This window comes from Pseudomonas sp. TH21, assembly GCF_016651025.1.
Lineage (GTDB): Bacteria > Pseudomonadota > Gammaproteobacteria > Pseudomonadales > Pseudomonadaceae > Aquipseudomonas > Aquipseudomonas aylmerensis.
Window position 1 is genome coordinate 2,995,519 of sequence record NZ_JAEKEQ010000001.1, and the last position, 16,117, is coordinate 3,011,635.

General features: G+C 63.8%; 15 protein-coding genes. 10 read left to right on the forward strand and 5 right to left on the reverse strand.

Annotated elements, in window-relative coordinates:
* The 3 genes from JFU04_RS13125 to JFU04_RS13135 form a co-directional block, all read right to left on the reverse strand.
* Positions 1–366: a response regulator gene (locus tag JFU04_RS13125; protein ID WP_201144262.1), complete on the reverse strand. Its 366-nt coding sequence runs from the start codon at positions 364–366 to the stop codon at positions 1–3.
* 43 nt (positions 367–409) lie between these two features.
* On the reverse strand, positions 410–1,504 hold the full coding sequence (locus tag JFU04_RS13130) for a methyl-accepting chemotaxis protein (RefSeq protein ID WP_201144263.1): 1,095 nt from the start codon (positions 1,502–1,504) through the stop codon (positions 410–412).
* Positions 1,505–1,767: 263 nt separating this feature from the next.
* Positions 1,768–2,619 carry a LysR substrate-binding domain-containing protein gene (locus tag JFU04_RS13135; RefSeq protein WP_106804040.1) on the reverse strand — a complete coding sequence of 284 codons (852 nt, stop codon included), beginning with the start codon at positions 2,617–2,619 and terminating at the stop codon, positions 1,768–1,770.
* A 243-nt stretch (positions 2,620–2,862) separates the two neighbouring features.
* Between JFU04_RS13135 and JFU04_RS13140 the strand changes: the two genes are divergently transcribed.
* From JFU04_RS13140 to metC, 10 genes are all read left to right on the forward strand, one after another.
* A complete protein-coding gene (locus JFU04_RS13140; RefSeq protein WP_201144264.1) occupies positions 2,863–3,684 on the forward strand; it encodes a transporter substrate-binding domain-containing protein in 822 nt (273 codons plus the stop codon).
* Positions 3,685–3,686: 2 nt separating this feature from the next.
* Positions 3,687–4,493 carry a transporter substrate-binding domain-containing protein gene (locus JFU04_RS13145; protein ID WP_106804038.1) on the forward strand — a complete coding sequence of 269 codons (807 nt, stop codon included), beginning with the start codon at positions 3,687–3,689 and terminating at the stop codon, positions 4,491–4,493.
* On the forward strand, positions 4,486–5,907 hold the full coding sequence (locus tag JFU04_RS13150) for an FAD-binding oxidoreductase (protein ID WP_201144265.1): 1,422 nt from the start codon (positions 4,486–4,488) through the stop codon (positions 5,905–5,907). The genes JFU04_RS13145 and JFU04_RS13150 overlap by 8 nt, the downstream gene beginning before the upstream one ends.
* Complete coding sequence (locus tag JFU04_RS13155) at positions 5,904–7,106, forward strand: aminotransferase class I/II-fold pyridoxal phosphate-dependent enzyme (RefSeq protein WP_201144266.1); 1,203 nt, start codon at positions 5,904–5,906, stop codon at positions 7,104–7,106. Before JFU04_RS13150 ends, JFU04_RS13155 begins: the two co-directional genes overlap by 4 nt.
* On the forward strand, positions 7,103–7,828 hold the full coding sequence (locus JFU04_RS13160) for an amino acid ABC transporter permease (protein ID WP_106804036.1): 726 nt from the start codon (positions 7,103–7,105) through the stop codon (positions 7,826–7,828). Before JFU04_RS13155 ends, JFU04_RS13160 begins: the two co-directional genes overlap by 4 nt.
* Positions 7,818–8,501: an amino acid ABC transporter permease gene (locus JFU04_RS13165; protein ID WP_065904948.1), complete on the forward strand. Its 684-nt coding sequence runs from the start codon at positions 7,818–7,820 to the stop codon at positions 8,499–8,501. The genes JFU04_RS13160 and JFU04_RS13165 overlap by 11 nt, the downstream gene beginning before the upstream one ends.
* The gene (locus tag JFU04_RS13170) at positions 8,488–9,312 is read left to right on the forward strand and encodes an amino acid ABC transporter ATP-binding protein (RefSeq protein WP_065904950.1); all 825 of its coding nucleotides are present in this window, start codon (positions 8,488–8,490) and stop codon (positions 9,310–9,312) included. The genes JFU04_RS13165 and JFU04_RS13170 overlap by 14 nt, the downstream gene beginning before the upstream one ends.
* Positions 9,313–9,328: 16 nt before the next feature.
* Positions 9,329–9,925, forward strand: a complete 597-nt coding sequence (locus tag JFU04_RS13175) for a cysteine dioxygenase family protein (RefSeq protein WP_065904952.1) — start codon at positions 9,329–9,331, stop codon at positions 9,923–9,925.
* A 139-nt stretch (positions 9,926–10,064) separates the two neighbouring features.
* Positions 10,065–10,712, forward strand: coding sequence for a glutathione S-transferase family protein (locus JFU04_RS13180; RefSeq protein WP_065904955.1), 648 nt, complete (start codon positions 10,065–10,067; stop codon positions 10,710–10,712).
* A 27-nt stretch (positions 10,713–10,739) separates the two neighbouring features.
* Complete coding sequence (metC, locus tag JFU04_RS13185) at positions 10,740–13,439, forward strand: cystathionine beta-lyase (protein ID WP_201144268.1); 2,700 nt, start codon at positions 10,740–10,742, stop codon at positions 13,437–13,439.
* Positions 13,440–13,479: 40 nt separating this feature from the next.
* Here the strand turns inward: metC and JFU04_RS13190 are convergent, their stop codons facing one another.
* Positions 13,480–14,556, reverse strand: coding sequence for a nucleoside hydrolase (locus JFU04_RS13190; protein WP_120448492.1), 1,077 nt, complete (start codon positions 14,554–14,556; stop codon positions 13,480–13,482).
* A 28-nt stretch (positions 14,557–14,584) separates the two neighbouring features.
* Positions 14,585–15,895, reverse strand: a complete 1,311-nt coding sequence (locus JFU04_RS13195; protein ID WP_106804030.1) for an MFS transporter — start codon at positions 15,893–15,895, stop codon at positions 14,585–14,587.
* Positions 15,896–16,117: the final 222 nt, after the last annotated feature.

Genomic DNA, 16,117 nt, shown 5'->3' on the forward strand with positions numbered 1-16,117 from the left:
TCAGCCCATCAACTTTTCGACGGCCGCCAACAGGGTCTGCGGCTGGAACGGCTTGACGATCCAGGCCCTCGCGCCGGCTGCCTGGCCTTCGGCTTTTTTCGATTGTTCGCTTTCGGTGGTGAGCATGATGATGGGCGTGAAGCGGTATTCGTTGCGCGCCTTCACCGCTTTCACCAGGCCGATGCCGTCGAGGTTCGGCATGTTCACGTCGCTGATGATCAGGTTGATCTTCTGCCCGGTCAGCTTGCTCAGCGCATCGCGCCCGTCGCAGGCCTCCAGGACCTGGTGGCCGGCGCCGGTGAGGGTCATCTTGACCAGTTGGCGCATGGACTGCGAGTCATCGACGATTAGTATGGTCTTGGCCATGTTCGGCTCCCTCGAAAGTGAAATTAACTGGAAAGTCGTCGCCTCAGAAAAATGTCACTTCGGCGCTGGAAGGGGTCTTGGGCTGGCCATGGCGTTCTTCATCAGTGGTAAAGCGCTGACGTAGCCGGTCCAGCCAGGCAGGAGCGTCGTGCAGGCGCGGGTCGTTGGCGACGATGGCGTCGAGCAGGTCCTGCAGGTCACTCTGTACGTGTTCGAGCATCTGGTCGGTGCGGTCCTGGAACTGCAGGCTGACCATGATTGCCTGGATGTCGTGCTGGGTTTCGCGGGCATCGTGCTGCAGCGCGTGGGAGGCGTCGGACAACTGGTTGAGGTTGTCGCCCAGGCGACTCATCACGCCGCTCACCGACTGGCTGAGGAAATCCAGGTTGCTCTGTTCGCTGGTGCCCAGTTCGGCGGCCGCCTCGATGGTGGTCTGGATCGCGTGGGTGATCTCGCCGACCTTCTCATCCATGGCCAGGCCGGTCTCGGCCGACAGCGTGGAAAGCTTGCGCACCTCATCGGCGACCACCGAAAAACCGCGGCCGTACTCACCGGCCCGAGCCGCCTCGATAGCCGCATTCAGCGCCAGCAGGTTGGTTTGCTTGGCAATCTCCTGGACCCGTCGGGCCATGTGCTGCAACTGGCTGGCGTAGCTGTCCAGGTGGCTGATGGTGTCGAGCAGTGCATGCTGGCGCTGGCTGCTGGCGCGAAACGATTCGGTGACTTCGTGCAGGCGCTGGTTGGCATCGCGCAGGCTTTCGCCGACGCCGCCGTTGCCGAGCACGTCGTTGGAGTTGTCGAGGCTCTGTTCGAGGCGTTGGGCGATGTTGTGGAAACGCTGGAACAGCTCGCCGATATTGCTTTGCAGCAATGCCCGCGTTTGCCCCAGGCTGTCGCGCCAGCTCGGGGCGACGCCCTCGATCAGTTGCCAGTCGCCAGCGCTGGCGTGCGTCACGACCGATTCAACCGTCGTCTGGGAATGACTGGTAGCAGCGGCTCTGGCAGTTTTTCTCGGGCGCAGGGCGAGCAGGGCGAGGCTGCTCAGCAGCAGTCCGGCGTGGGGTAGCAGGTGGACGGGTACAACCAATCCGATGGTTGCCAATGCGAGGCCGAGCCAGGCCCCAAGGTAAATGCGCATCGCCAGCTTCCGTTGCAGGGTGTCAGATCGGCGGATGATAGCGATGGCGTAATGATGTCAGTATAAGGACAACCCTTAATCCTTAGGTTATGTCCTACAAAATCAAGCGGGCTTTGGGCGGGTAACAAGTCGACCGGTCGATCAGGTAAAAAGCGTTGCACCCAAGGGTTGCAAGAGCAGCGTCGATTGCGGGGTGCAGGCAGGGCAGGGAGTTTGGAGTAGGGTTTCGGCGTAAGGGTCGCTCACGCCGAGCCAGGCCTCCCTCACAGGCCTTGGCTGCCGCGGATCAGGTCATACGCTTTGCGCGCAATCGGGTTTGCCGTATTCGGCCGGATCCACAGGTAGTAGGTGACTTCCGGCAAGCGCGGCAATCCATCCGTTTCCCCGAGCACGCGCATGTCCGGCCCGAGCATCTCCATGCTCCGTGGCGTCACGCCCAGGCCCGCGCGAGTGGCGGCCTTGATGCCGATCAAGTTCGACGCCAGGTACGCCTGGCGCCAGGGGATGTTCGCCCGCTCCAAGGCCTCCAGCGCATAGCGTCGATAGATGCTCGGCTCATCCACCAGGATCAGCGGCAACGGCTCGCTGGGCGAATGAATGTATTGCGCCGAACAGATCCACCACACCGGCGAAGTGCGCAGGGCGAAGCCTTCCAGGTTGGGGTCGGAGCGGGTGGAAATCACCATGTCGACCTTGCCGCGGTGCAGGTCATCCATCAGGAACGGGCTGCGGCCCACATCGATTTCCAGGCGCAGGCGCGGCGCGGAACGGGCGATATGGCTGAGGATCGGCGGCAGGATGGTGTCGGCGATATCGTGCGGCGAGCCAATGCGCAGCACGCCGCTCAGGCTGCTCTCGCGCAGCGAATTCAGCGCGTCGTCATTCAGCGACAGCATCTGCCGCGCATGCCGCAGCAGCTGCAGGCCCGGCTCGGTCAGCTGTTTCTGCCGGCCGCGCTTCTCGAACAGGCTGACCCCCACTTGCTGCTCCAGGCGCTGCATGTGCTGGGTCACGGACGATTGGGTGCGAGACAGGTGCGTGCCGGCTTCGGCGAAGCTGTGGTGGTCGACCACGGCGATAAAGGTGCGCAGGAGTTCAAGGTCGAGGGTCGACATGGCCGGTTCCAGGGGCGGTTTTACATCAAGGGTGTGAAGTTAAACATTACAGATATTTATGTATGCGTGAAGCAGATTTTTACCGCGCCCAGTAAATCATGGGTTATGCCGAAACTGCAGGTCCTGCCGATACGGCAAGTTATAACGATATGAGATATTTGCATTTCCGTTGCCCCTGCACACTCCCTAGCATGCCCCTCCATCAGGTCGGGGTACGCCGATCATTAGCCAGGGGGAAGTCCAATGATGTTGAAGAAATGGTTGCCGGTGGCCCTTGGGTCGATGATCGCCCTGGGCGGCAGTGTGGCGGCGCAGGCCGATGCGACCCTGGACAAGATCGAGCAGCGCCATGTGCTGGTGGTCGGCGTGCTGTTGTCCGGTGGGCCGTTCGGCAGCATCGACCCGACCACGCAACAGCCCAAGGGCTTGAACGTCGACCTGGCCAACGAGCTGGGGCGTCAACTCAAGGCCCAGGTGCAACTGGTGCCGGTGTTGCCGGCCAACCGCGTGCAGTTCCTGCAACAGGGCAAGGTCGACCTGCTGATCGCCAACATGGAGTGGACCGCCGAGCGCGGTGAAATCCTCGGGTTTGTCCCGACCCCGTTCTACCGCATCGGCGGCACCGCCGCAGTGCTCAAGGACAGCAAGATCACCCGTTGGGAAGACCTCAAGGACCAGCCCGTCTGCACCTCCCAGGGCAGCAGCTATGTGAAGCCGCTGACCGAGTTCGGCGCGCAGATCAAGGCGTTCAAGAGCTCCTCCGAATCGCTGCTGGCGCTGCGTGGCAACAACTGCGTGGCGGCGGTGCATGACTCCACGCTGATCAACCCGCTGATCAACGACAGCGCCGAATGGAAGGATTACCGCGCGATCAGCCCGGAACTCAACCCGGCACCGTCGGTGATCTGGACCCGTCGCGGCGAAAACGATACCCAGGCCAAGCTCGACCCGATCGTCAAGGAACTGCACCGCAGTGGCTGGCTGATCGACGCCCAGACCCGCAACCGCATCAGCCCGGCGTCGCCGGCCCTGGTGGAATTGCAAAACCAGTTCAAGGGCGCCTGAGCATGCAGATCAAAACCCTGGCCGCACTCGGCCTGGCCCTGTGCGCCGGCTTCGCACACGCCGACGCTACCCTCGACAAGATCCAGCAGCGCCACGCCATCAGCGTCGGTGTGATTCTCAGTGGTCCGCCGTTCGGCACCCTCGACCCGAAGACCGGCGAGCACCTGGGCTACAACGTCGAACTGGCCAAGGGCATCGGCCAGGCGCTGGGCGTCGAGACCCGGACAGTCTCGGTGCTGGCGCCCAACCGCGTGCAGTTCCTGCAGCAGGGCAAGGTCGACATCCTGATCGCCAATATGCAGTTCACCGAAGAGCGCGCCGAGATTCTCGACTACGTGCCGACGCCGTATGAAGAAGTCGGCGGCGCGGCCTTGATTCGCAAGGGCGCGGGCATTACCCAGTGGGCCGACCTCAAGGACAAGCCGGTGTGCGTGTCCCAGGGCAGCAACTTCATCAAGCCACTGCAGGAGACCTACGGCGCGCAGATCAAGGCGTTCCGCAGCCAGTCCGAATCGCTGTTGTCGCTGCGCGGCAATGGCTGCGTGGCGGCGGTGCACGTCAGCCCGACCATGCACGCATTGCTCAGCGATGCCGAGTGGGCCGGTTATGAGATCCCGTTGCCGGGCGACCTGATCCCGTCCAAATCGGTGATCTGGATTCGCAAGGGCGAACACGACACCCAGGCCAAGCTCGATGCCATTGTGCGCGATTGGCACAAGAGCGGCTTCCTGATCGCCCTCGGCGAGCGTACCGGCATGGCGCCGTCCCAGGCCCTGCGCGACCTGCACGAGCACTACAGCCATGAGTGATGCGTTGTTCGCCACCTTGCAACAACTGCTCGGCGCGGCCCATGTACACTGCAATGACGAGGCGGCGCAGTACCTCACCGACAAGCAGGGGCGCTACACCGGGCAGGTGATTGCGGCGGTGCACCCGGCGAACGTTGAGGAAGTGGCGGCGGTGGTGCGCGCCTGCGTGGCGTTGAAGGCACCGATCGTGGTGCAGGGTGGCAACACCGGCCTGATGGCCGGTGCCACGCCGGATGCCAGCGGGCGTTCGGTGTTGCTGCTGCTCGACCGCATGAACCGCGTGCGCCAGGTCGATACCGACAATGACACCCTCACGGTGGAAGCTGGCTGCATCCTGCAACACGTGCAGGACGTGGCCCGCGCTGCCGGTCGCCTGTTTCCCCTGAGCCTCGGTGCCGAGGGCAGTTGCACGATTGGCGGCAACCTCGGCACGAATGCCGGCGGCACGGCCGTGCTGCGTTACGGCAACACCCGTGAGTTGACCCTGGGCCTGGAAGTGGTGACCGCCGAAGGCGAGATCTGGCACGGCCTGCGCGGTCTGCGCAAGGACAACACCGGCTACGACCTGCGCGATTTGTACATTGGCAGCGAGGGCACGCTCGGTATTATTACCGCGGCCACCCTGAAGCTGTTCCCGCAGCCCTTGGCCCAGGCCACCGCGTTGCTGGCCTTTGATCAACTGGCCCAGGCCGTGGCGTTCCTGTCCCACGCCCGCGCCGGTTTTGGCGCCAATCTCACGGCCTTCGAATTGCTCAGCGCCGATTGCCTGGCGTTGCTGCGCGAGCAGTTCCCGGACGGCCCGCAGCCGTTCAAGGGCGCGAGCCAGCCGTGGTTTGCCTTGATCGAACTCTCCGACAACCACGGCGAACAGCATGCCCGCGAAGCCTTTGAACGTGTGCTCGGTGAAGCCTTCGAGCAGGCCTTGATCGCAGACGCGCTGATTGCCGAAAGCCTGGCGCAAAGCGAAGCGCTGTGGCTGCTGCGCGAGAACATGAGCGAGGCGCAAAAGCGCGCCGGGCGCAATATGAAGCACGATATCTCGGTACCGATTTCCCAGGTGGTAGCCTTCGTTGCGCACACGGATGCCGTGCTCCAGCAGCATTTCCCCGGCGTGCGCAACTTCACCTTCGGCCACCTCGGCGACGGCAACCTGCATTACAACGTGGCGCATCCACTCGATTCGACGGTGGAGGCGCATATGGCGCAGTACGCCGAGTTGAGCGCGATGGTGCACGACAGCGCCCACGCGCATGGCGGCTCGATCAGTGCCGAGCACGGCATCGGCCAGCGCAAGGTGGGCATGCTCGGTCGCTATAAAAGCGCGGTGGAACTGGACCTGATGCGCCGCATCAAGCAGGCGCTGGATCCGCACAACCTGCTCAATCCCGGCAAAGTCCTCGAGGTGCAGCCATGACCGTACGCCTGTCCCGGCGCGTGCAGCAGGTGTCGCTGTCCGCCAATGCCGCCGCCAAGTCCCGCGCCACCGAACTGCGGGAGGCCGGTCGTGACATCCTCGATCTCACCACCGGCGAGCCGGACTTCGACACCCCGGAGCACATCAAGCAGGCCGCCTATGCGGCCATCGCTGGCGGTGCCACCAAGTACACGCCGACGCCGGGCGTAAAGGCCTTGCGGGTGGCGGTGCAGCGCAAGCTGGCCGCAGAAAACCACCTGGATTATCCGCTGGCGTCGATTGTGATCGCCAACGGCGCCAAGCAGATCATCTTCAATGCTTTCGCCGCCACCCTGGATGACGGCGATGAAGTGCTGGTGCCGACGCCGTACTGGCCGTCATTTCCCGACAGCGTGCGCTTCAACGGGGGCGAGCCGGTCTTGATCGAATGCGGGCTGGAGCAGGGCTGCAAGCTGCTGCCGGCCCAGTTGGAACAGCACATAAGTGCGCACACGCGCTGGCTGATTCTCAACGGCCCGGGCAACCCCAGCGGCGCGGTGTACAGCACCACCGAGCTGCAGGCGTTGGCCGCGGTGCTGCGTCGCCATCCCCAGGTGCTGGTGCTGCTGGATGAACTGTATGAACACATCCGCTTCGACGGTCGCCCGGCCCAGAGCCTGTTGAACGTCGCCCCGGACCTGCAGGACCGGTGCCTGCTGGTGGGCGGCGTGTCCAAGACCTACGCCATGACCGGCTGGCGCATCGGCTTTGGCGCGGGGCCGAAAACCCTCACCGACGCCATGGCGGTGGTGCAATCGCAATCGACCTCCGGTGCTTCTTCGGTCGGCCAGGCGGCGGCGTTGGCGGCGTACACCGGCGGGCTGGATTTTCTCGCCGAGCAGGTTGCAGCGTATCAATTGCGCCGGGACATCCTGGTCGCCGCGCTGGAAAACGTCGACGGTCTGCAAGTGCTGGAACCCCAGGGCGGCTTCTTCGTCTTCGTGCGTTGCGCCGGGCTGCTGGGGCGTTCTCGTCCCGACGGCCAGCGCATCGACAACGACGGCGACGTGGTCGCCTGGTTGCTGGAGGAGGGCGTGGCCGGGGTGGCAGGCAGCGCCTATGGGTTGTCACCGTGGTTTCGCCTGTCGATTGCCACCGCGACCGAGAGTGTCGCCGAAGCAGGGCGGCGGATCGCGACCGCCTGCGGGAAGTTGCAATGATGGAGCTGTTTGTCCACTGGGCTGCCGGTATCGGCCTGAACTACAACTTTCTGCTCGATGCCTATCAGCGAGGCACGCTGGTGCAGGGCGCGCTGACCACGGGGCTGCTGTGCCTGTTCACCATTATCGGCAGCCTGCTCGCGGGCATCAGCCTGGCGGCGATGCTGACGTCCGGCAACCCGTGGCTGGCCAAGCCGGCACGGGTGTTTATCGAGGTCACGCGCAACACGCCGACCCTGGTGCAGCTGTACTGCGCGTTCCTGGTGCTGAACATGCTGCTGACCCAGGCGGTCGGCGCGGCCAACCCGCTCACGCCGTTCGCCTGGGTGGTGATCGTCATCTCCCTGCACAAGGGCGCATTCCATGCCGAGGCCCTGCGCGCCGGCATCGAGGCGGTGCCCGCCGTGACTCTCGAAGCCGCCAGTTCGCTGGCCTTCAGCAGCCGTCAATTATTGTGGAATGTGCAGTTGCCGCTGGCCCTGCGTTTTGCCTTGCCGTCGCTGATCAACAACCTGATCGACCTGGTGAAGATGACCGCCGTGGCCTCGGCGATTGCGGTAGGTGATATCACCTACGCCGCGATCATGATCTGGACCCAGAGCGACAACGTGCTGGAACTGATGATCCTGATCCTGAGCTTCTTCGGCCTGCTGAGTTTTATCGTCAATTGTGTGGGGCGCTGGCTCGAAGCGCGCCTGAGGATGCCCGGCTATGGCCATTGATTCATTCCCGGTGCTGTCGGCCTTGCTGCAATGGTCGCCGGCGCTGGTTGCAGGCTTTGGCCAGAACATCCTCATCAGCCTGTTGGCGATTGGCATTGGTTCGGTGCTGGGCCTGTTGATCGGCGCGCTGGCGCTATCGCCATTGGCGGCAGTTGCGCGGCTGTGGGTGCAGGTATTTCGCAATGCGCCGTGGCTGGTACTGATCTATTTCACCACCTACGTGTTTCCGTTCGAGATTCATATCGGCAGCAGCTACGTGTCGTTTCCCGACTGGATCAAGGTCACGATAGGCCTGGCCCTGCCGGCCAGCGCCAACGTCGCGGAAATCTTTCGCGGCGCCATCGGCTCGATCCCCAGCACCCAGTGGGAAGCCGCGCGTTCGCTGGCGTTCACCCGTGGCCAGCTGTTCCGTTCGATCATCCTGCCGCAGTGCTTCAAGCGCATGCTGCCGCCGTGGATGAACCTCTACGCGGTGGTCACCATGGGCACCGCGCTGGCGTCGCTGGTGGGCGTGCATGACGTGATCGACACCGCGCAGATTGCCAGCAACACCGTGAACATGACCGGTTTTACCGTGGTGATCTACCTCAGCCTGCTGGTGCTGTTCTTTGCCTATTGCTACCCGATTTCCCGTCTCACCCAACACCTGGAGCGCCGCTATGCCTTCTATTGAACCCCTGGTGAGCCTGCGGGATGTCCACCTGTCGTTCGGCGCCAACCCGGTGCTCAAGGGCATCGATCTTGAGGTGCTGCGCGGCCAGGCGGTGTCGATCATCGGCCCGTCGGGCTCGGGCAAGTCCACGATCCTACGCTGCATCACCGGGCTGTTGCAGCCCCAGCGCGGCAGCATCCGCGTCGGCCAGACCCAGGTCGACACGCTGGCCCAGGAGGCTCAGCGCATCGAGTTGCGCAAGCGCGTCGGCTTTGTGTTCCAGCAATACAACCTGTTCCCGCACTTGTCGGTGCTGGAGAACCTGGTGATCGCCCCGCGCAAGGTGCTCGGGCGCAATCGTGCCGATGCAGAAAAAGACGCGCGGGCGCTGTTGGCCAAGGTGCGCATGGAGCACAAGGCCGATGCCTATCCCGGCCAACTCTCCGGTGGCCAGCAGCAGCGCGTGGCGATTGCCCGTGCCCTGGCGATGCGCCCGGAACTGATCCTGTTCGACGAAGTGACCTCGGCACTCGACCCGGAAACCGTCGGCGAAGTGCTGACGGTGATCCGCGAGCTGACCGAGGAGGGCATGACCTGCGTGTTGGTCACCCACGAAATGCGCTTCGCCGAAGAGATCAGCGACGTCGTGTATTTCACCGAAAACGGCGTGATTGTCGAGCATGGCAGCGCTGCGCAGATTTTCCAGAACCCGGCCAGCGAACGCACCCAGACGTTCCTGCGCCATGCCCTGGGCGACTCCGGGCGCCGTGGCCCGATCGCCCATGATCCGTACCTGTTGACCAATTTGAGCCGTTACAGCCTGTCAGTCTGATAAGAGGAAAACCGTCATGAGTAGCGAAAACCGTGCTGCTGTTATCGAAGCGTTCCTGCAGCAAATCCGCGTCATCAACCAGCGCGGCGTAGACCGCGCGGCCCTGGTGGAAATCGTCGGCCTGCTGGAAAACCTCGCCGAGCGGCGCGACCTGTTCAACTTCGATGAATTCCCCGCGCCAGTGCCGGGGCAGGGCAGTACCGCTTTCCGCTATCGCCTGAATGACGATGGCGACACCCCGACGCTGTACCTCAACTCGCTGTTGCCGGGCAAAAGCACAATCGCGCATAACCACGAGACGTGGGCAATCATCAGTGCGGTGGAAGGCCAGGAAATCAACTACGTCTACGCCCGCAGTGATGAGGGCCGTGAGCCGGGCTTCACCACCCTGACGCTTGAGAAAGAAGTGATCGTGCAACCAGGCACCTCGATTTCGTTCCTCGGTGAAGACCTGCACGGCATCAAGGTTGAAGGCGAGCAGGCGACGTTGCACTTCCATCTCTACGGCTTGCCGCTGGAGTCGCTGAACGGCCGGTATGGCGTGGAAGCGGACGGCCGCATCCTCAACTACAACGCCTCGCAGATGGCGCCTTCCATCAAGGCGTATTTGTAAGCACTCCTGAGGACCGTTCCCACGCTCTGCGTGGGAACGCAGGTTGTGACGCTCTGCGTCACGCCAGACACCGGGACGCAGAGCGTCCCAAACGACATTCCCACGCAGAGCGTGGGAATGATCAAAGGGCGGGGTTTTTATGATTGATCTGTACTACTGGCCCACCGGCAACGGCCTCAAGGTCGGGATCCTGCTCGAAGAGCTGGGCCTGGATTACCGCCTGGTGCCGGTAAATATCCGTGAAGGCCAGCAAAAGCACGCCGACTTCCAGCGCATCAGCGCCAACGGGCGTATCCCGGCGATTGTCGACCACCGTCCCGAGGTGCCGTTGAGCCTGTTCGAGTCCGGCGCGATCCTCAATTACCTGGCCGACAGCGCCGGGCAATTCCTGCCACCGGCCGGCACTGCCGAGCGGCAGAAGGTCCAGGAATGGCTGTTCTGGCAGGTCGGGCATATCACCCCGTATCTCAGCCAGTTGCAGCTGTTCAAGGAGAAGGCCCCCGAGCCGATTGCCTTCGCCCTCGACCTGTTGAATGCCGAAGCCACGCGCCTGTACCGGGTGCTGGAGCAGCGCCTGGCCGAAGTGCCGTATGTGGCCGGCGAGTACTCGGTGGCAGACATGGCGATTTTTCCGTGGATCCAGCCGTTGCGCCAGGGCCAGCAGTTGGCGGACTACCCGCATATCCAGGCCTGGCGCTTGCGCATCCAGGCGCGGCCGGCGGTGCAGCGTGCCTATGCCAAGGGGCGCGAAGTGGCACCGGGCGAACGTTCGTTGGCGTTGCAGTAACTCTTTTCTTACTTTGTTGGGACTTCCATGAGCCAGACCATCACCCCGAGTCAACTGCAGCAATGGCTGTTCGACGGGCAGGAAATCGCCGTATTCGACGTGCGCGAACACGGGCAATACGGCGAGGCCCACCTGTTCCATGGGGTGAACCTGCCCTATAGCCGCCTGGAGCTGGAGGTACGCCGCCTGGCGCCCAACCCGCAGGTGCGCCTGGTGATCTACGACCAGGATGGCGGTGAAGTCGCGGCACTGGCGGCGGCGCGGCTGCAGGCGCTGGGCTACCGCCGCGTGCATGTGCTTGAGGGTGGCGCGCAGGGTTGGCAGGCCGCCGGTTTGCAGCTGTTTGCCGGGGTGCATGTGCCGTCCAAGGCCTTTGGCGAACTGGTCGAGGAGGCCAGCCACACGCCGCACGTCACCGCGCGGCAACTGACCGAGTGGCAGGCGCGTGGCGAGCCGCTGGTGGTGCTCGACGGGCGGCCGTTCGAGGAGTACCGCAAGATGACCATCCCCGGTTCGATCTGCTGCCCCAACGGCGAACTCGGCTATCGCGTGCATGACCTGGTGCCGGATGACCGCACGCCGATCGTGGTCAACTGCGCCGGGCGTACGCGCAGCATTATCGGTGCGCAGACGCTGATCAACCTGGGCTTGAAAAACCCGATCTACGCCCTGGAAAACGGCACCCAGGGCTGGTACCTGGAAGACTTCCAGCTGGAGCATGGCAGCACCCGGCGCTACGCCGAGCAGGTCAACGGCGACCTGGCCTCCCAGCGCCAGGCTGCACGGCAACTGGCTGAGCGGGCAGGGGTGACGACGGTGTCGGCGGATCAGGTTCGCCAATGGGCCGATGACGCGCAACGCAGCCTGTTCCTGTGTGATGTGCGCACTGGCGAAGAGTTTGCCCTGGGCACGTTGCCCGGCGCGCAACATACGCCGGGCGGGCAGTTGATCCAGTCCACCGACCTGTACATCGGCGTGCGCCAGGCGCGCGTTGTGCTGGTGGACAGCGATGGCGTGCGCGCACCGATTGTCGCCAGCTGGCTGCGGCAGTTGGGGCATGAGGCCTACGTGCTGAGCGGCGGTATCGACAGTGGCCTGGCCCTGCCGGTGTTGCAGCCGGTGGCGTATGAGCCGTTGCCGTTGATCAGCCCCGAGGCGCTGGCGGCGCAATTGAGTGAAGTAAACCTGGTCGATCTGCGCCCGAGCATGGTGTATCGCAAGGGGCATATTGCCGGTTCCACCTGGTCGATTCGTGCGCAGCTTAAAACCGATCAGCGTCCGCTGGTGCTGGTGGCGGATGACCCTGCAGTAGCGGCCTTCGCAGCCCAAGGGCTGTCGGCTCGATTGCTCGACGGCGGCCTCACTGCCTGGGCAGCGGCTGGCCTGCCGGTCAACGAAGACCCGCAAAACCCGCCCGACGCGCAGTGCATCGACTTCCTGTTCTTCACCCACGACCGCCATAGCGGCAACAAGGACGCCGCCCGCCAGTACCTGGCCTGGGAAATCGGCCTGCTGGCGCAAATGAGTGAGGCGGAAATCGCCAGCCTCAAACCCCTGGCGCCGCCGTCACGCGTGCGCACGCGGTTGATCCACGCCGCACGTACCGAAAAGGGCCACGGCGGCCGCGCGGTCAATGTGCCGATCACCCGCCTGAGCACGGTGCTGTTCGACAACCTGGCGCAAATGCGCGACGCCCGTGCCCGCCGCGACAGCGAGCGCGTGCTGACCTACGGCGCGCGCGGCAACCCGACCTCCCACGCGCTGGAAGATCTGGTGAGCGAACTCGAAGGTGGCTATCGCACGCGTCTCTACGGCACGGGCCTGGCGGCAGCGGCCCAGGTGTTCCTGGCCTATCTGCGCCCCGGCGATCATGTGCTGATCACCGATGCGGTGTACTCGCCGGTGCGCAAACTGGCCTGCGAGTTTCTCCAGCCCTTCGGCATCGAGGTGAGTTACTTCTCGCCGGATGGCAAGGATTTGGAGGCGCAACTGCAAGCCAATACCCGGCTGGTCTACGCCGAAGTGCCGGGCTCGCTGCTGTATGAGCTGTGCGATTTGCCTGCGCTTGCGGCACTGTGCAAGCCGCGCAACATTCTGCTGGCCGTCGACAACACCTGGGGCTCAGGCTACCTGTACCGGCCGCTGGCATTGGGCGCGGACATCTCGATCATGGCCCTGACCAAATACCTCGGCGGGCACAGTGACGTGATGATGGGCAGCGTGTGCACCACCGAGGCCGCATGGCCGGCGCTGGGCAAAATGAGTGACACCTTCGGCAATTCGGTGAGTGCCGACGATGCCTACCTGATCCTGCGCGGTGCCCGTACCCTGGCGTCGCGCCTGGATGTGCACGAACGCCAGGCCGTGGACATTGCCCTGTGGTTGCAGGCGCAGCCGCAGGTCAAGCGCGTGTTCCACCCGGCGCTGCCCGAGCATCCGGGGCATGCGCTGTGGCGTCGCGACTTCACTGGCAGCAATGGGTTGTTGTCGTTTGAGTTGGCCAGTGCCGATGCCGGCTACGTCGAACGCTTTATCGACGGCTTGCAGCTGTTTGGCCTGGGGGCTTCGTGGGGCGGCTATGAAAGCCTGGTTACCGTGGCCGACACCCAGGACCGCGACAGCGCAACCGACCGGGCGTTGAACCCGGTGGTGCGTTTGCATATCGGCCTGGAAGATGTGGCGGCGCTGATCGAGGACCTGCAGCGCGGGTTTGCGCTGGCAGGTTGAGGCCTGCGCGCTCCCATGCAAGGTGGGAGCGCGCAGCCGGTCAGTGCTTGACCGGTGTCGGCAGGGTCACGAGGTTGACGTAGCCGTCCCAGAATGTCTTCTGATCGACGCCGAACACTACCTTGGCCTTTTGCGTGCCTACCGGGGCGCCTTTCTTGTAGCCCAGTGCGCGGCCGTAGTCGGCGCCAAAGGTGGCGTCCACATCCACCCACAACTCGCGTGACTCGGTCACGATCTGCGGGTTGACCAGATACAGCGCCGGCAGGCTGTCCCAGGTGAAGCTGTGGTAGCTGGGGTCCTTGTCGAACAACGGGCCGAACTCATGCTTGTACAGGTCGGCAATCGCGCCTTTCTGCGCAATCACGCGCTGGTACACCGACTTGTCGAAGGTGACCTTCTCGCACACGTCGTTGGGGAAAATCACGTGCTCGATGGGAGCGCGCAACACGATCTTCGCCGCCTCCGGGTCGAACCACCAGTTGAACTCCGCTGCCGGCGTGGTATTGCCCGGAATCTCCAGGGCGCCGCCCATGTACACGATGCGCTTGATCAGCGGCACGATGTCCGGCGCCGAGCGGATCGCCAGGGCGACGTTGGTCAGCGGGCCGACTGCCAGGATCGTCACCTGATGCGGGTTGGCCCTTACGCTGTCGACGATGAATTGCGCGGCGGTTTCCTTGCGCAGCTGGGTGTGGGTCGCCAGGCCATCCGGTGGCGCGACCAGTTGGGAGGGCGAGGTCGGTCGCGGGTTCTTGAAGGCTCCCGGCCAGCCCGAGCCGAACAGGGTTTTTTCCGCCTCGTAGGTGGCGTAGTCATGCAGCAGCGGGTAGGCGGCGCCGGAATACACGCCGACCTCTTTCTCCACGCCCATGCGCTCCACGGCCTTGAGGGCGTCGACCTGTTCCTGGTCGACCCAGGCGTTGCCGCTGACCAAGGTCATGCCCAGCAGGTCGATGCGTTTTTGCGCGTGCAGTTGGGCGAGCATGATGAAGGCCTGGCCGTCATCGTTGAGCACATTGAAGTCAGTGTCGAAGATGACTTTTTCCGCTGCCTGCGCGGTGCCGGCACACAGGCCGACCGCGACAAGCAGGGCACAGCGTTTCAGAAAGCCTTGCATGGTGGTTCATCCGAAAGAGTGGGTGTGATCAACGGTTCACCAGTTTCGCCGGCAAGGCGATGACCAGGAAGCTGCTGAGAATCAGGCAGCCGGCGAAAAACCACAAGGCACCCGCGCTGCTGCCTGTGACGTCGATCGCCACCCCCATCAACGAGTTGCTCACCAGGCCGGCGATATTCGCCAGCGAGCAGGCCAGGGCGAAGCCGGTAGCCGCGGCGGTGCCTTTGAGAAAGGTCGCCGGCAGGCTGAAGAATACCGGCACCGCGCCGATGATCGCCGCCGAGGCAATCGCGAACAAGGCGACGGTGGCCGCGACGTTATGGGTAAAGAACGTGCTGGTGGCCATCGCGGCGGCGCCGATGAAAAACGGCACGATGATGTGCCAGCGGCGTTCGCGGTGTTTGTCCGAACTGGCACCGATCAGCAGCATGCCCAGCAGTGCAGCGACGCTTGGCAGCGCGGTGAGGATGCCGATATGGAAGGTGTCGGTGACCCCGGCGTTGCGAATGAAGGTCGGCATCCAGAAGCCCATGGCGTAGGCGCTGAGCAGGATCGAGAAGTCGATACCGCCGAGCATCCACACTTTGAGGTTGAAGAAACCGTCACGGAAGCTGTGCTTGCTGCCGTTGCTGTCGGCGTCGTCCTTGCGCAGCTCGGTTTCCAGCAGGGCCTTTTCTTCGTCCGACAGCCACTTGGCCTGTTGGTAGGTGTTGGGCAGTGCCCAGAACGTCAGTACGCCGAGCAGCACGCTGGGCACGGCTTCGATCAGGAACAGCCATTGCCAGCCGCGCAGGCCGGCCATGTGGTCGAAGTGGCCCATGATCCAGCCGGACAACGGCCCGCCGATCACGCTGGACAGCGGCAGGCCGATCATGAACAGCGCGATGATGCGCCCGCGCCGGTAGGTGGGGAACCAGGTGGTCAGGTAGTACAGCACGCCCGGCAGGAAGCCGGCTTCGGCGGCGCCGAGCAGAAAGCGCAGGATGTAGAACTGGGTGGTGGAGGTGACCAGCATGGTGCAGGCCGACAGCAGGCCCCAGGTGATCATGATGCGCGCGATCCAGATCTTCGCACCGACCCGTTCCAGCACCAGGTTGCTCGGGACTTCAAACAGGATATAGCCGACAAAGAACAGGCCGGCGCCAAGGCCGAACGCGGTTTCGCTGAACTGCAACTGGTCGAGCATCTGCAGTTTGGCGAAACCGATGTTGATTCGGTCGAGGTACGCGGCCAGATAACAGAAACACAGGAACGGGATCAGCTTCCAGGTGATCTTGTGGTAAAGCGTGTTGACCGGGTCGGCGACCGTGGTCGCGGGCGCTGCATTCGCAATGGGCATCGGGGTGTCTCCTGGCGGTGACTTATGGTTTTTATACAGCCGCTTTTCTTTCAGCACTTCGGAGTGCTGTAGAAGCGACTTCCAAAGGCAGTGTCAGAAGACTGAGGGGGCCTGGAGGCGATCACGGGTGGGAACCGGCTTGGGTGGGCGCAGACTTGCCTGCGATGACATCGACGCGGTGTAGCTGATACACCGCAGCGTCTGCATCGCGGGCAAGCCCGG

What these genes read in the sequence shown, in the direction of transcription:
- JFU04_RS13125 (WP_201144262.1), bottom strand. Translation starts at nt 366, where the DNA reads ATGGCCAAGACCATACTAATCGTCGATGACTCGCAGTCCATGCGCCAA.
- JFU04_RS13130 (WP_201144263.1), bottom strand. Translation starts at nt 1,504, where the DNA reads ATGCGCATTTACCTTGGGGCCTGGCTCGGCCTCGCATTGGCAACCATC.
- JFU04_RS13135 (WP_106804040.1), bottom strand. Translation starts at nt 2,619, where the DNA reads ATGTCGACCCTCGACCTTGAACTCCTGCGCACCTTTATCGCCGTGGTC.
- JFU04_RS13140 (WP_201144264.1), top strand. Translation starts at nt 2,863, where the DNA reads ATGATGTTGAAGAAATGGTTGCCGGTGGCCCTTGGGTCGATGATCGCC.
- JFU04_RS13145 (WP_106804038.1), top strand. Translation starts at nt 3,687, where the DNA reads ATGCAGATCAAAACCCTGGCCGCACTCGGCCTGGCCCTGTGCGCCGGC.
- JFU04_RS13150 (WP_201144265.1), top strand. Translation starts at nt 4,486, where the DNA reads ATGAGTGATGCGTTGTTCGCCACCTTGCAACAACTGCTCGGCGCGGCC.
- JFU04_RS13155 (WP_201144266.1), top strand. Translation starts at nt 5,904, where the DNA reads ATGACCGTACGCCTGTCCCGGCGCGTGCAGCAGGTGTCGCTGTCCGCC.
- JFU04_RS13160 (WP_106804036.1), top strand. Translation starts at nt 7,103, where the DNA reads ATGATGGAGCTGTTTGTCCACTGGGCTGCCGGTATCGGCCTGAACTAC.
- JFU04_RS13165 (WP_065904948.1), top strand. Translation starts at nt 7,818, where the DNA reads ATGGCCATTGATTCATTCCCGGTGCTGTCGGCCTTGCTGCAATGGTCG.
- JFU04_RS13170 (WP_065904950.1), top strand. Translation starts at nt 8,488, where the DNA reads ATGCCTTCTATTGAACCCCTGGTGAGCCTGCGGGATGTCCACCTGTCG.
- JFU04_RS13175 (WP_065904952.1), top strand. Translation starts at nt 9,329, where the DNA reads ATGAGTAGCGAAAACCGTGCTGCTGTTATCGAAGCGTTCCTGCAGCAA.
- JFU04_RS13180 (WP_065904955.1), top strand. Translation starts at nt 10,065, where the DNA reads ATGATTGATCTGTACTACTGGCCCACCGGCAACGGCCTCAAGGTCGGG.
- metC (WP_201144268.1), top strand. Translation starts at nt 10,740, where the DNA reads ATGAGCCAGACCATCACCCCGAGTCAACTGCAGCAATGGCTGTTCGAC.
- JFU04_RS13190 (WP_120448492.1), bottom strand. Translation starts at nt 14,556, where the DNA reads ATGCAAGGCTTTCTGAAACGCTGTGCCCTGCTTGTCGCGGTCGGCCTG.
- JFU04_RS13195 (WP_106804030.1), bottom strand. Translation starts at nt 15,895, where the DNA reads ATGCCCATTGCGAATGCAGCGCCCGCGACCACGGTCGCCGACCCGGTC.